Consider the following 16494-nt stretch of genomic DNA (forward strand, 5'->3'; position numbering starts at 1 on the left):
CGAGATTACACTCGAGATCAAAGCGCCTTGCGGGCGATCCTCTCAATGTCGGCACGGTTGATGCCGAGGTCGTTGAGCTGACGGGCGTTCAAGCGGTTCAGTTCGCGCACGGTTTCATTGTACATGCGCCAGTTACGGAAAGCACGGATCGGGTTCATGGTAGTCCTCCATCGTTTCGATGCCGCTCAAATAGGCATCGTTGATGAAAAGTTGAACAGACGCTTTTGCATGGCCGCAATGCGTTTGTTGCATTGCACAATTAAGCTTTTGTTCAGCTTGTTTACCGCCCGTCAGCCGACGTCGAGCACGATCTTGCCGATATGCTCGCCCTCCTCCATCCGCTCATGCGCCCGCCACGCTTCCTTGAGCGGGAAGATCATATCCATCACCGGTGCCACCTTGCGGGTGCCGAGCAGCGGCCACACCTGCGCCTCCAGCGCCGCGGCGATTGCCGCCTTGAACTCGACGGTGCGCGGCCGCAGCGTCGAGCCGGTGTGGGTGAGCCGCTTGACCATGAGCTTCGAGAAATCGGCGGTGGCTGTCGCCCCGCCCTGCGTGGCGATCTGGACGATGCGGCCTTCCACCGCCGCGGCCTCGTAGTTTCGCGCCACGTAGTCGCCGCCGACCATGTCAAGGATAACGTTGGCGCCGCGGCCGTCGGTCGCGTCCTTAACCGCTGCGACGAAATCCTCCTCGCGGTAGTTGATCGCCCGGTCGGCGCCGAGCTTCAGACAGGCGTCGCACTTTTCCTGGTTGCCGGCAGTGGTGATGACATAGGCGCCGAAGGCCGAGGCGAGCTGGATCGCCGTGGTGCCGATCCCCGACGAGCCGCCATGCACGAGCAGTGTCTCGCCGCTCTTAAGGCCGCCGCGCTCGAAGACATTATGCCAGACAGTGAAGTAGTTTTCCGGCACTGCCGCCGCTTCGGTGTGGGTGAAGCCTGCGGGCAGCGGCAGCACGCTGCCGGCATGGACCTTGACATATTCGGCATAGGCGCCGCCGGGCGTCAGCGCGCAGACCCGATCGCCGACGCGCCAGCGCGATATCTCATCGCCAAGGGCTGCAACTTCGCCCGACGCTTCGAGACCCGGCAGGTCCGACGCACCGGGCGGCGGTGGGTAGACGCCCTTGCGTTGCTGCACATCCGGCCGGTTGATGCCGGCGGCGCGCACCCGGATCAGGATTTCGCCGGGACCCGGCACCGGCACGTCGCGCGTTTCGGGTTTCAGCACCCGTGGTCCGCCGGGTTCCGAGATCGCAATGGCGATCATCGTCGCTGGAATTCTGTTCTGTCCATTCGCCATGAATTTTCCCGTCTCGCTTCGCCAGTTTCTTGCCAGCGGCCAGTTTCTTGCCGACTATTTGCATCCATGCCCCTGCCCTATGTATGCTGATTGCCAAATCAGGCAAATGGCCACTGCAGCGCCGGGCGTCCGATTGGACGCGCTATGGATGCTGTAGCAGTCTAATTTTTGCGCATCAGGGAGGAGCGACGATGGCGATCCTCGACGACGAACCCAAAAAGAAAGCGCGCCCGCACGAGATCGGTCAGGATCTGTCGCTGCTTTCGGTCGACGAACTGTCCGAGCGGATCGGCATCCTGCGCGACGAGATCGCCCGGTTGGAAGCCGAGCTCAAGTCCAAGGGCACCACCAAATCAGCGGCCGAGGCGCTGTTCCGCCGCGGATAGTCTCCAGAGCCGAAGCGCCCGCCGCCGAAAAGCCCGAATGCGACTGTCTTCAGATCCTCCCTAATTCCAGCCGGATCAGCTAAATGTTTGCAAGCTACCGACCGATCCTCTCGCTGCTTCGCGGCACCGCTTTCCTGCTGGCGGCGACCGGATTGCACGGGCTGCTATTGCCGCTGCGCGGCCAGTTGGAGGGTTTCTCGACCGCATCGCTCGGCCTGATGGGCACGGCCTGGGCCGGCGGCTTCGTCACCGGCTGCTTCTTTGCGCCGCGCATCGTGCGTCGCGCCGGTCACGTACGCGCTTTCGGCGCCTTTGCGGCATCGGGAGCCATCGTCGCACTGCTCACCGGCCTGATCATCGACGAATATTTTTGGATCCTGCTGCGCGCCTTCACCGGTTTCACCATGGCCGGCGCCTTCATGGTCATCGAAAGCTGGCTGAACGAGAAGTCTACCAACGAGAACCGCGGCGCCGTCTTTGGCCTCTACATGATGGTCACCTATGCCTCGATCATGGGCGGCCAGATGATCGTTGCTGGCGGCGACGTGAAGTCGGCCTCGCTGTTCATGATCACCGGCATTCTGTTCTGCCTGTCGCTCATCCCGACCGCGGTGTCGACGGCGTCACACCCCAAGCCGCTGCAGGACGTCTCGCTCGACGTCAAGGGGCTCTATGCCAATTCGCCGGTGTCGGCGATCGCCTGCGTCTTGATCGGCATCGCCAACGGCGCCTGGGGCACGCTCGGCGCCGTCTATGGCGCCCGCATCGGCATTTCCACGGCCGAGATTGCGCTGATGATGAGCCTGGTGGTCGTCGCCGGCGCAGCCATGCAACTTCCGGCCGGGCGTCTTTCCGACAAGACCGACCGCCGCTTTGTGCTTGCGGGCTTGGCCTTCGGCGCGGCACTGTTCGCCGTCGCGGTCTTCCTGTTCGAGCCGCGCTCCGGCGTCTTCGTCATCGTCTGCACTGCCGCCTACGGCGCCTTTGCCTACACGCTGTATTCGATCGCCGTGGCCCATGCCAACGATCACGCCCGGGCCGAGGATTTCGTCAAAGTGTCGGGCGGGCTGCTGCTGCTCTATGGTTTCGGCACAATGATCGGGCCGCTGCTGGCCGCCGGCCTGATGGGCTGGATGCGGCCGGAAGCCCTGTTCCTTGCGACTGCCTTCGCGCATCTTTGCCTGGCGGGCTATACGCTGCTGCGCATCAGCCGGCGCGCGCCGGTGCCGATCGAAGACCGCGACGCCTTCAAGACACAACCGGCCGAGCGCTCGATCACGCCGGAGGCACTGCGGCTCGATCCGCGCAGAAAGCCTGAAACCAACGGTTGAGATTTGGAAAACTTTGCCTCACAAATAAGGCATGATGTTTTCCGACGCCTTTATGGCGATTGCCGATCCCAACCGGCGCTATCTCTTGGAAGAGCTCCGGCGCGGCCCGAAGACCGTCAACGAACTTGCCGCCGGGTTGCCGGTCTCGCGCCCGGCTGTTTCGCAGCATCTGAAGGTGCTGCTCGACGCCGGGCTGGTCAATGCCAAGCCGGAAGGGACAAGGCGTGTCTACACGGTCAGCAGTGCCGGCTTCCTGAAGCTCAACATCTGGCTCGACCAGTTCTGGGACGCAGAGCAACTGGGTTGACCCGGAGATGCGCCGTCACGTCTTGGCCAGCGAAGCGCCAGGGGCGTCGTTGGGCGGGATCGTGCAGCATCGGGCCTAACCGTTGTTATAGGGGAAGAGCTTAAAATAGGGCTGCGCTTCCTCGATCACGCGGGCGACAGACGGCCGCCGCAGCAGCCGGTCGTGGTAGCGCCTCACCGCGGGATATCTGTCGCCGAACGGCTCGACCTTGTTGGCATAGAACAATGCCGGGGCGGCGGCGCAGTCGGCCAGGGTGAAGGCTTCGCCCATGCCCCATGTCCGCGACTGCATGTCCTGCTCGATGATGGCGTAGGCGCTGCGCAGCTGGGCGCGCGCCTCCTCGACGCCGAACGGATCGGTCATGCCTTCCGGCCGCAGGCGGTCGCCGACGATCTTCTGCATCGGGTGCTGCACGTAGAAGTCATAAAATCGGTCGGCGAGGCGGGTCTGGCGGGCGAGATCGATATCGGCAGGGATCAGCTCGACCGGTCCGGGATAATGCGCGTTGAGATATTCGATGACGATCGTCGATTCCGGCACAGTCTGGTCCAGCGCTTCATCGCGCAGCACCGGCATCTTGCCGGCCGGCGACAATTTCAGGAACGCCGCGCGCGACTGTTCATTGCCGAGATCGACGACGACCGACGTGAACAGCGTGCCGTTCTCATAGAGCGCGATCAGCGGCTTCCAGCAGAAGGACGCCAGCGGATGAAGATGCATCGTCAGGGACATTGTTTTGTTCGTTCCTTTGGTGGTTCGCCTCGCGGACGGGCGGTATCGAGGTTCGGCCTGCTACCTACCTGGCATGGGTATGGGTGACGATGGCATCGACGATCACGGCCCAATCGTCGGGATGCAGTTCGTGGCCACCGCCTTCGATACGGACAAGCTTCGCGCCGGCAACTGCTTCGGCAAGAGCGGCGCCATGCTCGATCGGAAAGATCGGATCATCGGTGCCGTGGATCACGAGGAGCGGAACCTTCAATTCGTGCAGGCGGCCCTTCCCGTCCTCGCCGCCCCGATCCTCGCTGCTCTTGAGCATGAAATGATTGGTCGCGCTCAAGAAGCCGCCGGATCGGTCGTAATCCTGTTCGACAAACGCCCTCATCCGCTTCTCGTCGAAGGGATGCGCGGTGCCGGCGATCGCGTGCGCGTCCTTGACGATGAAGTCGACCACCTGGTCACGGTCCGACCAATCGACATCAGCGCCTTCGGCCGAATGTTTCCTATAGACCTCGGTCATCCCAGGCAGATGCGACGTGTCGGTTCCCACGGGAGAAGTGCTGATCGCCGTAAGCGAGATGACCCGCGATGGATGCTTCAGCGCCACAAGCTGCGTGATCATGCCGCCCATCGACATGCCGACCACATGCGCTTTCGCGATGCAGTAACCGTCGAGCACGCGGATAGCGTCGTCCGCCATGTCGTCGAATGTGTAAGGCGGTTCGCCCGGCGCATATTTGGTCGAACGGCCGGTATCGCGATTGTCATAGCGGATCACGAACAGACCCTTGCCGGCCAGTTTCCGGCAAAACGCCTCCGGCCACCAGAGCATCGAAGCCATGGCGCCCATGATCAGCAGTATCGGTGGATGCGCGGGATCGCCAAACGTCTGGGATGCGATTTCGGGTTCCGCAACCTTCATCATGATCGTAGTCTCCTTTCTGCGAAACCGATTGCATTTTGCAATCAGTTGCACGATAATAAAACCGATATAATTATGCAACCGGTTTCTTGGAGAATCGCATGAGCATCGATCACCGGTCTGGGTGCCCGATCAACCTGTCGCTTGAAGTGTTTGGCGACCGGTGGAGCCTGATCATCCTTCGCGACATGATATTCGGCGGCAAACGCCACTTTCGCGAACTGCTCAACGGATCGCTGGAACGCATCGCTTCCAACATCCTCGCCGATCGGCTGAAGCGGCTGATGGAGCTCGGCATGCTGACCAGGGCCGACGACCCCACTCACAAGCAGAAGGCGATCTACAGCCTGACCGAAATGGCGATAACGCTGGTACCGATCTTGGCGCATCTCGGCGCCTGGGGTCGCGTCTGGCTGCCGGTCAGCGAGGAACTCTCGATCCGCGCCGAGCTCCTGGAAAAGGGCGGCCCGCCTATGTGGGAGAAGTTCATGGACGAGCTGCGCCACGAACATCTGGGCACACCTTCCGACACGCCGCCGGACGCCACCGTGCGTGCGACCTTGCAGGCTGGATACGAGGCGGTTGTCGCCCGAAAGGCGCCGGGCACCGGGTGCGATCCCCGCGCCTGACCAACTTATTTTTCCCCATCGCAGGCCGGCTCTGCTATTAAAGGCATTGAAAACTATAATTTACGGGATTGGAAAAGCCCTTGGTTGAGAACTCTAAGGATACTGCCCGCGCGCGGGCCGATTTGCGTTTCAAAAAGCAGGAAGAGGCAGCCACGGTTCGTCAGAAGGCGATGGCGGAATATGTCGCCGAGAGCGACGCCCGCCAGATTAAGACCAACAAACTGCGGGCGCTGCGCCTCGCCAAGGAAGCCGAAGACCTCGCCAATGCGCCGGCTGCTCCGGTGAAGAAGCCGGCGCGCGCCAAGAAAAAATAGAGTTGGTTCGCGACCGGCGCCGTCGTCGGCGCTGTCGGCATTTCCGACAATGATGAAGCGGCGGCCATCGCCGGTATCGAGGCGGCTGGCTTCACCGCCGCCTCCGGCTAAGGCCGGCCTCAAGTCTAGTTCATGTTTATGTCACGGGTGGCCGCTCGCATCGACACGGAGAAGCCGGCGAGAACGTCGACCAGCGCGATGACCATCAGCGTGAAGAAAACCGAGTGCGCCGCGCCCTTCACCAGCAGGAACTCGACCAGGAACGCCACGAAGACGAAGGTCGACAGCAGGTGGTCCATGATCGAGGCGCTCGTCGTGCGCGTCGATTTCACGATTTCGACGAAGAAGAGGATTAGCCCGATCAGCACGATCAGATCGCCGAGCGTCAGCGAGAACACCCCGCCCGACATCATGCGGATCGAGACCAGTTCGCTTGCCCAGGGGTCGTCGCCACCGCCGAATATTCCCAGAAGCCCGAGATTATAGAGGACGAAGGGCACGATCAGCAGCGGGATGGCACCGAACATCAGGCGGCTCCGGTTGGACTGCCCTCTGTAGTATGCGCCCGGCGTTCGCCGTCAAGAATTTTCGTATGCGACCGCGAACACGGACAAAGACGGTGCGAAATAACAATGTCAGCCGGCCCGGCTGACATCCTAAACGGTTGCTGGATGGCTGAAATTGGTTCGGTGAGCGATCCTCAGCGCCAAAATGCAAAAGACCGGCGCGATGGCCGGTCCTTCGGTAGTCACAAACCGTCGAAAGCTGTCTCAGCTTTCCTTCGGCTCCAGAACCTGGCGACCGCGATACATGCCGGTCTTCAGGTCGATATGGTGCGGGCGGCGCATCTCGCCGGAATTCTTGTCCTCGACATAGGTCGGGGCCTTCAATGCGTCGGCCGAACGGCGCATGCCGCGCTTCGACGGAGAGGTTTTTCGTTTCGGTACGGCCATGGATATGCTCCACTACATGGTCAAAACGCCCCGGCTGCCCTCGTGAAAGGGCCGCGTCAGGGCCGGAATCTGAGAAAGTCGGGTGCCTATACACGCCCTGCGCCGTTTTGGCCAGCGCCGTCGCGAATTTTTTTAAGCTATCGCAGGCAGCCGACATAGGCGCCGGACCGGCCTGCGCGCCGCTCGATCAGCGCAGCCAGCCGCCTCAGCCCCGGTCCGGGCTTCGCCGGGTTGCGCGCGATCGGGTTCGGCAAGGTGACGGCAAGCAGTGCCGCCTGGCGACGCGACAATCGTTTTGCCGAAACCCCGAAATGGTGCTGGGCGGCGGCCTCGATGCCATAGATGCCCGGCCCCCATTCGGCGATATTGAGATAGATTTCCATGATGCGCCGTTTCGACATCACCATGTCAAAATAGACAGACAGCGGCAGCTCGACGACTTTCCGGACCGAGCCCAGCGGCCGCGACCACAGATAGAGATTCTTCACGGTCTGCATGGTGATGGTCGATGCGCCGCGCGTCATCTCGCCGGCCAGCGCGTCGTCGACGACGCCCCTCAACTCGCCAAGGTCGATGCCGCGATGGAAACAGAACTGCCCGTCCTCCGACATGATGACCGAATTCGCCAGCGCCGGCGCCACATCGTCGATCGAGACCCAGCGCCGGTCATAGCCGGAAAACGTCGCCAGATCCTTCAGCATCAATGTCGACACCGGATGCACGAACGGCGGCAGATACAGAAACGTCAACACCACCGGCATCAACGCCAGCACGACGGCGACGGTGATGCCGCGCCGGACCCAGAGCCGGGGCCAGCGTTTGAGACCGATGCGGTTGCCGCGTTTCGGCCTCACCATGTCCAACCCTTCGGTTTCGTGATCGACGATCGGTTCCGCCAAGCCGCCCAATCCATGCTGCTCCCTGCCCCGGCATAATGGCGCTTGGCTTCTTGCGCAACGTCTGAGTGTCGGCTACCGGTCCCGGCGATGACGAAAGACGACCAAATTCCGTTCGAGGCAGCGCTTCTCGCGCGCGCAGGTCCGATCGAGGCGCTGCTCAGGCGGCTCCTCGACGACCGCCCGCTTTCGGGCGAGATCGCGCGGCCGCAACGTCTGATGGCGGCGATGCGCCATGGCGTGCTGAACGGCGGCAAGCGCCTGCGCCCCTTCCTGGTGATGGAAAGCGCCGCGCTGTTTTCCGCCGACAGCGAGGCGGCGCTGCGCGTGGCGGCGGCGCTCGAATGCGTGCATTGCTATTCACTGATCCATGACGATCTGCCGGCCATGGACGATGACGATTTGCGCCGTGGCCAGCCGACCGTGCACAAGGCCTTCGATGAGGCGACCGCCATCCTCGCCGGCGACGCCTTGCTGGCGCTCGCCTTCGACATCATTGCCGACGAAGCGATGATGCTACCGGCCGAGCGAAGGGTGGCGCTGGTGCTGGCGCTGGCCCGCGCCGCCGGAGCCGGCGGCATGGTCGGCGGCCAGATGCTCGACCTTGAGGCCGAGCGCATCGGGCCGGACGAAGCCGGCATCATCCGGCTTCAGGCGATGAAGACCGGCGCGCTGATCCGCTTCGCCTGCGAGGCGGGCGCAATCATTGCCGGCGCGCCACCGGTCGACCGCGAAAGGCTGGCCGAGTTCGGCTCGGCGATCGGGCTTGCCTTTCAACTTGCCGACGATTTGCTCGACCTGACGGCGGACGCGCACCAGATGGGCAAGGCGACCGGCAAGGATGCAGCAGCCGGCAAGGCGACGCTGGTGGCGCTGCACGGCGCGAACTGGGCGCAGGACCAGCTTCAAGGCCTCGTCGACCAGGCCCACGCGCTGCTCGATCCCTATGGCGAAGCCGCCGTGCTTCTGAAGCAAGCGGCGACATTCGTGGCGACCCGCAACAGCTGATGCTGCTCTAAACTGTATGCCCGACGTCTTGTGGCGCGCTGCGTAGCCAAGGAGGGTTGGTGAACTGTTCGGCCAGGAAATCCACGAACACGCGGACACGCGGCGACAAGATCCGGCCAGGCGGATAAACAGCGCAGATTGGCGGTCCGTCATGATGATTGTATCCGGTGAGCAGTGCGGTCAGCCTGCCTATCCTGATATCCGGTCCGACCAATATCTCCGACATGCGGATGATGCCGACACCGGCGAGCGCCAGCCGGCGCAGGGCTTCCGTGCTGTTGGCCTCTATCGGGCTGCGGATACGCATGCTTTGCGGACCGTCCGGGCCATCGAATTCCCAGATGTTAAGGCCGCCGCGTGATGTGATGCCGAGGCAAGTATGATGTTGAAGGTCGCCTGGCGTCATCGGTATGCCGTGTTTTTCGAGATACTGAGCTGACGCGCAAATGACACGGTGATTGGGCGCCAGCCGCCGCATCACCAGCCTGGAATCGCTCTGGGCGGCAACGCGCACGGCGACGTCCGTTTCCTCAGCCAACAGGTCGACAATCGCATCTGTGAACATCAGCTCGAGCTCAATGGCCGGATAGCGATCGATGAAAGCCGGTAGCATCGGCACGATTAGACGATGGCCGAAGGCGCTCGGAAGACTGACGCGCAGCCGGCCGCGCGGTTCTGCGCCGGGTTGAATCGCGATTTCAGCCTCTTTGATGTCGTTCAGGATCCGGCGAGCGCTATCGGCATAGCTGCTGCCTTCCGCTGTCAAGCTGATGCGCCGCGTCGAGCGTTGCAACAAGCGCACGCCAAGGCGGGACTCAAGGCGACCGATGATTTTGCTGACGGCCGATGGGGTCATCCGCAGCCGGCGTGCCGCTGCCGAGAAGTCGCCTTCCTCGACAACTGACAGGAACACACCCATCGTTTCCTGTCGGTCCATGATATCTATTCCAATTCGTCACAGATGAACGGAAATTATCACCAATTATCAGTATTTGCGATACATAATATGATTCCCTCCTCAGCATCCGAAATGCTGGTGAGGAGAGTGCGATGCGTTCAGAACAGCCAAACCTGCGCGATGGTCACGAGCTGCATCGGTGGGCACGTCGTCAGCGCAGCGCCGCAATCGGGCGGTGGTGTCTCCGGATTATCGGCGTGCTCAACCGGTCACCGCAAAAGATGGGAAAACGCCCAGAGCGAAGCAACGTCCGGGCTAGCGCAACCGGCCAATCGGGATGATTTCCGGCGAGGCCGGGCCATACGGCTCGCCCTGCCAGTTGCCGAGCCATTCTTCGACGACCAGCCCGCTCTGGTCCATCATCCCCGCAAGGCTTTCCTTTGTCGGGAAGGCTATTTTCGATTCGGCGCTGAGCACCCGCCCGCTGTCGGGGATTTCATAATGGGTCGAGTAGGTGACGACACCGGTAGCGGGATCGCGCCGGAAATCGTTCCACGCTCTTACGGTGCTCAATCCGGGATGACTCAGGTCCCGTTCGGACCTTTCCGGCGTCCACTCGAGCCATTCCTCGGTGGCTGGATTTCGCGTGTCGAAGATGAAGCGCCCATCGGGAGCCAGATGAGCAGCGATCGTGGCAAGCACCGCCTCTCGATCTTTCGGCGTCAGAAACACCTGGAAGGCGTGCCCGGTCAAAAGAACCAGATCGAAGCGTCGTCCGAGCCGGACGGTTCGCGCATCGGCCTCGACCCAGTCGACCCTCTGCCCGCCGGCTCGGCGGCGCGCGATGTCGAGCATCGCCGGCGCCGGATCGACACCGGTCACATTACGCCGATCGGCGAGCGCGGCGGCCAATTGCCCGGTGCCGCAGCCGAGGTCGAGAACCGATCCGGCACCCTTGGCAAAGCCGACGCAATAGTCGAAGTCGACGCCGCCTTCGTTCTCGATATCGTAGAACTGGGCGAGGTCGGGATCGCTGTAGAGACGGTCGGTCATGGAAGGCCTGGAGTTGGAGCCGTGGAGCAGCAGAATTCGTGGAGTCAAAGCGCAGCTTCGATGGTTTGTCGGGCAAATCGGTCGGTACCCATCACCGGTTCCGCACCACAATGCATGCACCGCCGACGCTTTGCAGTTTCTGGCAAATGTTGTCGGCCTTGGCTTTGGAGTCGGCGCCGATCCGGACCGCATAGATGCCGCGCCTGCCGATCGGCGAGCGCACCCGGCTGACCACCGGATTTTGGCCCTTAAGCAAGGCCGGAAACCGGCGCTTCACACCATTCCATTGACTGAGCGCCGCGGCGCGGCGGAAATTGCCGGCCACCTGCACGCCCCACGGCTTGATGTTGATCGACGCCATGGCCACGGTTTGGGACTTGATGACCGGCAGCTTGCGGCAGGCGACCGCGAAGCTCGCTTTCTTGTCGAGCGGCCGGATGGTGCCGGCATAGGCGGTGTCGGTGAACCTGTCGGCTGGCTCGCCCATGATGTCCAGAACGTAGCTTTCGGTCTCCATCGGCAGGAAACCGCCAGAACTCAGCCAGCGCGACACCCGGCTTTCACCGGCATTGTAGGCGGCGGCGGCCAAGCCGAGATTGCCGAAGCCGGTTTTCATTTCGGCGAGATATTTTGCCGAGGCCGGGATGGCCTGCTCGATATCGAAGGAATTGGCGAGGCCGCGTATCTTGGCTGTACCCGGCATGAACTGGGCAATGCCTTCGGCGCCGACCGGGCTGACCGCACTGGGATCGAAGCGGCTTTCCTTCCAGATCAACCGGGCAAAGAAGTCCTTGGGCAGGCCGTTTTGGTCCGCATGAGCCTCGATCAGGTTGCAAACCCGGTCGAGCAGTCGTTGTTTGGCGGGGCGCGGCGGATCGGCCTGGACGGCTGTCACCCAGCCCAGCCCACAAAGCAAGACAAACCCACCAAGCAAGACCGGCGTCGCCCAAGGGAGCCGCATAGATCTACTCCGCCGCGGCCTTGCCAAGTTGCCCAAACCGCTGCTCGATATAGTCGGCGACCATTTTCTCGAAGTCCGCAGCAATCGACGGGCCGCGCAGCGTCGCCGCCTTCCTGCCGTCGACGAATACCGGCGCCGTCGGCGTCTCGCCGGTACCGGGCAGAGAAATGCCGATATCGGCATGCTTGGATTCACCTGGACCGTTGACGATGCAGCCCATCACCGCGACCTTGAGGTTCTCGACGCCGGGATATTTTTCACGCCACACCGGCATGTTCTTGCGCAGATCCGCCTGGATGTTCTGGGCGAGTTCCTGGAACACGGTAGAGGTCGTGCGGCCGCAGCCGGGGCAGGCGGCGACGATCGGCACGAACTGCCGGAACCCCATGGTCTGCAGGAGTTCTTGCGATACCTGCACCTCCCGGGTGCGGTCGCCATTCGGCTCCGGTGTCAGCGAGATGCGGATCGTGTCGCCAATGCCTTGCTGGAGAAGGATGCCCATCGCTGCGGACGAGGCGACGATGCCTTTTGAACCCATGCCGGCCTCGGTGAGGCCAAGATGCAGCGCGTGGTTGGAGCGGGTGGCAAGCTCGGTATAAACGGCGATCAGGTCCTGCACACCGCTAACCTTGGCCGACAGAATGATTTTCTCGCGGCCAAGACCGATCTCCTCGGCCATTTCGGCCGAAAGGATCGCCGACTGCACGATCGCCTCGCGCGTCACTTCCTGCGCGGTCAGCGGAAAGCCTTGGCGCTGGTTGTCGTCCATCAGCCGGGTCAGAAGCTCCTGGTCGAGCGACCCCCAATTGACGCCGATGCGCACCGGCTTGTCGTGCCGGATCGCCATCTCGACGATATCAGTGAACTGCCGGTCCTTCTTGTCCTTGAAGCCGACATTGCCGGGATTGATGCGGTACTTGGCTAACGCCTCGGCGCAAGCCGGATGGTCGGCGAGCAGCTTGTGGCCGATATAGTGGAAATCGCCGACCAGCGGCACGTTGATGCCGAGCCGTTCGAGCCGCTCGCGGATGGCGGGCACGGCGGCAGCGCTCTCGTCGCGGTCGACGGTGATGCGCACGATCTCGGAGCCGGCACGATGCAGCGCCGCAACTTGAGCGACTGTCTGGTCGACATCGGCGGTGTCGGTGTTGGTCATCGACTGAACGACGACAGGGGCACCCCCGCCGACCATCACGCCGCCGACATCGACACCGACCGACGTGCGGCGCGGGAAGGGAGAGGAAAAATATCCGGTCATGGCCGGCTGCCCTTTGTTAGCGCATCACCCCGAATCCCGGAATCGGTTTCCGGAAAGGATCACGCGCAAAAATCAAAATACAGTGTCCTTTGCGCGCCCGAAAGGGCGCGCGGCGCTGTAGAAGGTCCGGGCATGAGGTGGAGGAGCAAAGATGGCTTGTCAATGGCGACAGGCAGGCAGACCTACCAAATCGATAACGGGAGAGGAGACAAACAGCCCATCGTATCCGTGCCGCTGGCGGCCGGAACCATCTCCGAGTCGTGTGAAGCAGCGCTCCGGCGGCATGGCCGCCACCGGAAAGATGCTCGTGCGCCGAAACCGGCGCAGCTATTCGAGGAAAAGCGTCAATGCGTGGTCGGTTTCGCTTTCAGTTTTTCAATCTCGTCCTTGAGTGCCAGCTTGCGCCGCTTGAGATTCACGATTTCGAGGTCATCCACTGATGGATGATTCATCGCGTCATCGATTTCGCGTTCGATGTCGCCGTGTTTCCGCTGCAACTCATCAAGATGGGATGCAAGAGACATGATTGGTTCTCCCTTTCATGGTTTCCTCGATTGCAGCCGTCAAGGCGTGTCCACCGCAGGCTCGCTTCTGTGACGGCATAATGACAGTGTGCCACCATCGGGCAGCGATGTCGAATGCTGCGTGGTAGCATTCCACGACAATGTGAAATGTGATATTGGCTGCGCGCCGGTGCAAGAGAGCCCCCGGCCCCGCCCAATCAGGCCCATTTTTGGGCGCCGCAGACGTGCAGACGGTAGATAATGTCCGAACAGGAACAGGCCGATATCCGCCTCGAATATTCTCGGCTGAAGCAAGAGCACGCCGATTTCGACGCGGCCATCAACGCGATGATCGCCATGGGCTGCGACCCGCTGCAGATCCAGCGCATGAAGAAGAAAAAACTATTCCTGAAAGACCGGCTGATGGCGCTGGAAGACCGGATCATCCCCGACATCATCGCGTGAGCGAATTCCCACTTGGCGACTCGGCAAACCTGCTCATCCTGTGATCGAAAGCCTCGCAGCGCGTTCGCGCAGCATGGCGATGAGATCGTCGGTCTTTTCTCCGGAAGTATCGATGGGAACCACAAGGCATATCGTCGCCTCGACCTTGCCGGGCGCTGAAAAGACCGGCGCGGCAAGGCATTTTGTGTAGGCGTCGACAAGACCCGAGGTCACGCAGTAGCCGACACCGCCAGCCACGGCGATATCTTCTATGAAGTCGTCGAGCAGCAATCTGCGGCCGTCTGGCAGGACGAGATCGTCTTCGGACACCATGTCTTCGATCACGGCCCTTTCGAAACCGGCGAGAAGCAACCGCCCCGAAGCGGTCCAGGGAAGCGGGATCTGCAGACCTGTGGCCGAGCTGATCCGGAACGGCCTGGTGCCCGGACTTGAATGGACGATTGTGTAGCGGCCGCTTTGCAGCATGCACAATTCAGAGGTCTCGCCTGTCTCGCGCGACAGATTGTCGACCTCCTGCCGCCCTCTCCTGAGCAGGTCGTTGCCGCGCACATAGTCCATTCCGTAGAGGTAAAGCTTTTTTCCGAAATAGACGCGATTGCCGTCGCCGGCCATTTCCAGCAGGCCCGCATCGACCAGCGAGCGCACAAGCGTGTAGGTCGTCGAGCGAGGCGCATTCACTGCCTTGGCGAGATCGCCAATCCCGATCGCACGCTGGGTCGTGTGGAGAAACTCCAGGATCTGGAGCACCCGGTTGAGACCCTTCTCGCGAGAGCCCGATGCCCTGTCTTCGTCCAGGCCGGCGTCCGGTCGAACTGCCAAGGCATTGCCATCTTGCATTACCGGCTCCTGATGTTAGTATCTGTCTTGTATAGAGTACATGCGTCTCTTGTAAGGGACAATCACGTTCATTGCAACGACGCATGTTGCTCATCCAAAGGGGAACACAACACGAAGGAGGTCGCCGTGAACGACACATCCAAAAGACGTGAATTTCTGAAAATGGCCGGGCTTGCAACGGCCGGAGTGATGGGCGCAGCAGCAACGGTCGATGTTCAGAAGGCGGCGGCGCAAGCGGCGCCGGACAGCCTGCTGCGTACTGTTCTCGATCGCGGCAAGCTGATCGTCGGCACCGGCAGCACCAACGCACCCTGGCACTTCGAGAACGATGCCGGCGAACTCGTCGGCATGGACGTCACCATGGGGCGCATTCTTGCCAAGGGGCTTTTCGACGATCCGACCATGGTCGATTTCGTCATGCAGGATCCGGCCCAGCGCATTCCGAATGTGACCACCAACAAGGTCGACATCTCGATCCAGTTCATGACCATGACCGCCCAGCGCTCGCAGCTGATCAACTTCTCGCGGCCCTATTACGTCGAAGGCATCGCTCTGCTGACCCTTCCGACCGCCGAGAACAAGACCTTCGACAAGCTGCTTGCCGGCGGTTCGGCAACGCGTATTTCCATCCTGCAGAATGTCGATGCCGAGGCAAATGTGCACATTGTCCTGCCGGAGTCGCAGGTGATGCAGATAGACACCCAGGCCAACGTGCTGCAGGCACTCGAGTCGAAGCGCGTCGACGCGGCCGCCGTCGATCTTTCCACGGTGCGCTGGCTCGCCTCACGCAACCCGGACCGCTACTTCGATGCCGGCAAAAGCTGGTTCAGCATGCTTTACGGCGCGGCGCTGAGGCAAGGCGATCTCGACTGGCTGACCTTCGTCAACGCATCCTTCGCGACGGCAATGTTCGGTCATGAAACGGCGCTCTACGACGCGGCGTTCAAGGACTATTTCGGGCTGGAGCCGCCGGCCCGGCATCCCGGTTTTCCGGTCATCTGATGCAGCTGGCGGAAGGGCAGCAATCGGCGCCCTTCCGCCTCCTTCTCCTCGACGGCCCTCGGCACTGAGGCAGACGCATGGGCTACGCCCTCAATTTCAACCTGATCTGGCGGCATTTCGACAAGCTGTGGGGCGGCCTGCTGCTCAGTCTCGAGCTCGCCGTGATCTCCATAGCCATCGGCATCGTCATCGGGCTCGTTCTGGCGGTCTGGTACGTCTCGGCCGGGCGCGTCGTCCGGTCCATAATCGCCGCCTATGTCGAATTCATCCGCAACGTGCCGCTGATCCTGCTTGTCTATCTCGTTTTCTACGGCCTGCCGACCGTGGTCGATCTCGCCTACAGCGCCCAGACCTCGTTTGTCGCGACACTGTCGCTCTATAGCGGCGCGTATCTGGTCGAGGTGTTTCGCTCGGGGCTCGAAGCCGTGCCGCGCGGACAGATCGACGCTGGCAAGGCGATCGGCCTGACGCCCTGGCAGCGGCTGCTCCATGTGCGCCTACCGACGATGCTGCGGATAACGCTGCCCGCGCTTTCCAACACGTTCATATCGCTCTTCAAGGACACGTCCGTCGCCTCGGTCATTTCGGTGCCCGAGCTCACCTACGGCGCCCAATGGATCAACTTCAACACCTTCCGGATCGTCGAGGTCTACCTTGTGGTGACGGCGATGTACCTCTTGACCGGCTACGCGCTTCTCTATGCGCTTCGGCTTGTCGAGCGCCGGTTCAGGGCGGCGCACTAAC

General features: G+C 62.0%; 22 protein-coding genes and 1 pseudogene. 10 read left to right on the plus strand and 13 right to left on the minus strand.

Annotated elements, in window-relative coordinates:
* Positions 1 to 17 precede the first annotated feature (17 nt).
* Together CIT25_RS24440 and CIT25_RS24445 are read right to left on the minus strand one after the other, a co-directional pair.
* Positions 18 to 158: a DUF1127 domain-containing protein gene (locus CIT25_RS24440; RefSeq protein ID WP_095487275.1), complete on the minus strand. Its 141-nt coding sequence runs from the start codon at positions 156 to 158 to the stop codon at positions 18 to 20.
* Between the two features lie 132 nt (positions 159 to 290).
* Entirely contained in the window at positions 291 to 1304 is a 1014-nt protein-coding gene (locus CIT25_RS24445; protein WP_095487277.1) for an NAD(P)H-quinone oxidoreductase, read from the minus strand.
* A 191-nt stretch (positions 1305 to 1495) separates the two neighbouring features.
* On the opposite strand from CIT25_RS24445, the gene CIT25_RS24450 reads away from it, so the two are divergent.
* From CIT25_RS24450 to CIT25_RS24460, 3 genes are all read left to right on the plus strand, one after another.
* Positions 1496 to 1690, plus strand: coding sequence for a DUF1192 domain-containing protein (locus tag CIT25_RS24450; RefSeq protein WP_095487279.1), 195 nt, complete (start codon positions 1496 to 1498; stop codon positions 1688 to 1690).
* 83 nt (positions 1691 to 1773) lie between these two features.
* Entirely contained in the window at positions 1774 to 3021 is a 1248-nt protein-coding gene (locus CIT25_RS24455; protein ID WP_095487280.1) for an MFS transporter, read from the plus strand.
* A gap of 31 nt (positions 3022 to 3052) precedes the next feature.
* A complete protein-coding gene (locus tag CIT25_RS24460; RefSeq protein WP_095487281.1) occupies positions 3053 to 3328 on the plus strand; it encodes an ArsR/SmtB family transcription factor in 276 nt (91 codons plus the stop codon).
* Positions 3329 to 3403: 75 nt separating this feature from the next.
* On the opposite strand, the gene CIT25_RS24465 is transcribed toward CIT25_RS24460, so the two are convergent.
* Together CIT25_RS24465 and CIT25_RS24470 are read right to left on the minus strand one after the other, a co-directional pair.
* Positions 3404 to 4060: a glutathione S-transferase family protein gene (locus CIT25_RS24465; protein WP_095487283.1), complete on the minus strand. Its 657-nt coding sequence runs from the start codon at positions 4058 to 4060 to the stop codon at positions 3404 to 3406.
* A gap of 64 nt (positions 4061 to 4124) precedes the next feature.
* Complete coding sequence (locus CIT25_RS24470) at positions 4125 to 4976, minus strand: alpha/beta fold hydrolase (RefSeq protein ID WP_095487285.1); 852 nt, start codon at positions 4974 to 4976, stop codon at positions 4125 to 4127.
* Between the two features lie 98 nt (positions 4977 to 5074).
* Here CIT25_RS24470 and CIT25_RS24475 point away from each other — a divergent pair, with 98 nt between their 5' ends.
* The 3 genes and pseudogenes from CIT25_RS24475 to CIT25_RS37660 all read left to right on the plus strand — a co-directional run.
* Positions 5075 to 5602, plus strand: coding sequence for a winged helix-turn-helix transcriptional regulator (locus CIT25_RS24475; RefSeq protein ID WP_095487287.1), 528 nt, complete (start codon positions 5075 to 5077; stop codon positions 5600 to 5602).
* Positions 5603 to 5682: 80 nt separating this feature from the next.
* The gene (locus tag CIT25_RS24480; RefSeq protein WP_029348749.1) at positions 5683 to 5916 is read left to right on the plus strand and encodes a hypothetical protein; all 234 of its coding nucleotides are present in this window, start codon (positions 5683 to 5685) and stop codon (positions 5914 to 5916) included.
* Positions 5917 to 5925: 9 nt separating this feature from the next.
* Positions 5926 to 6027 (plus strand): annotated as a pseudogene (locus tag CIT25_RS37660) (heme-binding protein); the annotation flags it as partial.
* Positions 6028 to 6041: 14 nt separating this feature from the next.
* Here the strand turns inward: CIT25_RS37660 and CIT25_RS24485 are convergent.
* From CIT25_RS24485 to CIT25_RS24495, 3 genes are all read right to left on the minus strand, one after another.
* A complete protein-coding gene (locus tag CIT25_RS24485; RefSeq protein WP_095487289.1) occupies positions 6042 to 6443 on the minus strand; it encodes a hypothetical protein in 402 nt (133 codons plus the stop codon).
* Between the two features lie 243 nt (positions 6444 to 6686).
* Positions 6687 to 6869, minus strand: a complete 183-nt coding sequence (gene rpmF / locus CIT25_RS24490) for a 50S ribosomal protein L32 (protein WP_006203806.1) — start codon at positions 6867 to 6869, stop codon at positions 6687 to 6689.
* Between the two features lie 137 nt (positions 6870 to 7006).
* Positions 7007 to 7777, minus strand: coding sequence for a biosynthetic peptidoglycan transglycosylase (locus CIT25_RS24495; RefSeq protein ID WP_095487291.1), 771 nt, complete (start codon positions 7775 to 7777; stop codon positions 7007 to 7009).
* A 78-nt stretch (positions 7778 to 7855) separates the two neighbouring features.
* Here CIT25_RS24495 and CIT25_RS24500 point away from each other — a divergent pair, with 78 nt between their 5' ends.
* A complete protein-coding gene (locus tag CIT25_RS24500; protein ID WP_095487293.1) occupies positions 7856 to 8773 on the plus strand; it encodes a polyprenyl synthetase family protein in 918 nt (305 codons plus the stop codon).
* Between the two features lie 7 nt (positions 8774 to 8780).
* Here CIT25_RS24500 and CIT25_RS24505 read toward each other — a convergent pair whose 3' ends face one another.
* The 5 genes from CIT25_RS24505 to CIT25_RS24525 form a co-directional block, all read right to left on the minus strand.
* Complete coding sequence (locus CIT25_RS24505; protein WP_095487295.1) at positions 8781 to 9710, minus strand: LysR family transcriptional regulator; 930 nt, start codon at positions 9708 to 9710, stop codon at positions 8781 to 8783.
* A 276-nt stretch (positions 9711 to 9986) separates the two neighbouring features.
* The gene (locus CIT25_RS24510) at positions 9987 to 10724 is read right to left on the minus strand and encodes a class I SAM-dependent methyltransferase (protein ID WP_095487297.1); all 738 of its coding nucleotides are present in this window, start codon (positions 10722 to 10724) and stop codon (positions 9987 to 9989) included.
* Between the two features lie 91 nt (positions 10725 to 10815).
* Positions 10816 to 11685 carry a lytic transglycosylase domain-containing protein gene (locus CIT25_RS24515; protein WP_095487299.1) on the minus strand — a complete coding sequence of 290 codons (870 nt, stop codon included), beginning with the start codon at positions 11683 to 11685 and terminating at the stop codon, positions 10816 to 10818.
* A 4-nt stretch (positions 11686 to 11689) separates the two neighbouring features.
* Positions 11690 to 12943 carry a flavodoxin-dependent (E)-4-hydroxy-3-methylbut-2-enyl-diphosphate synthase gene (ispG, locus tag CIT25_RS24520; RefSeq protein WP_095487301.1) on the minus strand — a complete coding sequence of 418 codons (1254 nt, stop codon included), beginning with the start codon at positions 12941 to 12943 and terminating at the stop codon, positions 11690 to 11692.
* A 344-nt stretch (positions 12944 to 13287) separates the two neighbouring features.
* A complete protein-coding gene (locus CIT25_RS24525; protein ID WP_095487303.1) occupies positions 13288 to 13467 on the minus strand; it encodes a YdcH family protein in 180 nt (59 codons plus the stop codon).
* 240 nt (positions 13468 to 13707) lie between these two features.
* Here CIT25_RS24525 and CIT25_RS24530 point away from each other — a divergent pair, with 240 nt between their 5' ends.
* Complete coding sequence (locus tag CIT25_RS24530) at positions 13708 to 13911, plus strand: YdcH family protein (RefSeq protein ID WP_023797035.1); 204 nt, start codon at positions 13708 to 13710, stop codon at positions 13909 to 13911.
* Positions 13912 to 13944: 33 nt separating this feature from the next.
* On the opposite strand, the gene CIT25_RS24535 is transcribed toward CIT25_RS24530, so the two are convergent.
* Positions 13945 to 14748 carry an IclR family transcriptional regulator gene (locus tag CIT25_RS24535; protein ID WP_095487304.1) on the minus strand — a complete coding sequence of 268 codons (804 nt, stop codon included), beginning with the start codon at positions 14746 to 14748 and terminating at the stop codon, positions 13945 to 13947.
* Positions 14749 to 14874: 126 nt separating this feature from the next.
* Here CIT25_RS24535 and CIT25_RS24540 point away from each other — a divergent pair, with 126 nt between their 5' ends.
* Positions 14875 to 15750, plus strand: coding sequence for a transporter substrate-binding protein (locus CIT25_RS24540; RefSeq protein ID WP_095487306.1), 876 nt, complete (start codon positions 14875 to 14877; stop codon positions 15748 to 15750).
* A 77-nt stretch (positions 15751 to 15827) separates the two neighbouring features.
* Complete coding sequence (locus tag CIT25_RS24545) at positions 15828 to 16493, plus strand: amino acid ABC transporter permease (protein ID WP_095487308.1); 666 nt, start codon at positions 15828 to 15830, stop codon at positions 16491 to 16493.
* The last annotated feature ends 1 nt before the right edge of the window (position 16494 follow it).

The sequence above is a fragment of the Mesorhizobium mediterraneum genome (assembly GCF_002284565.1).
Classification (GTDB): Bacteria; Pseudomonadota; Alphaproteobacteria; order Rhizobiales; family Rhizobiaceae; genus Mesorhizobium; species Mesorhizobium mediterraneum.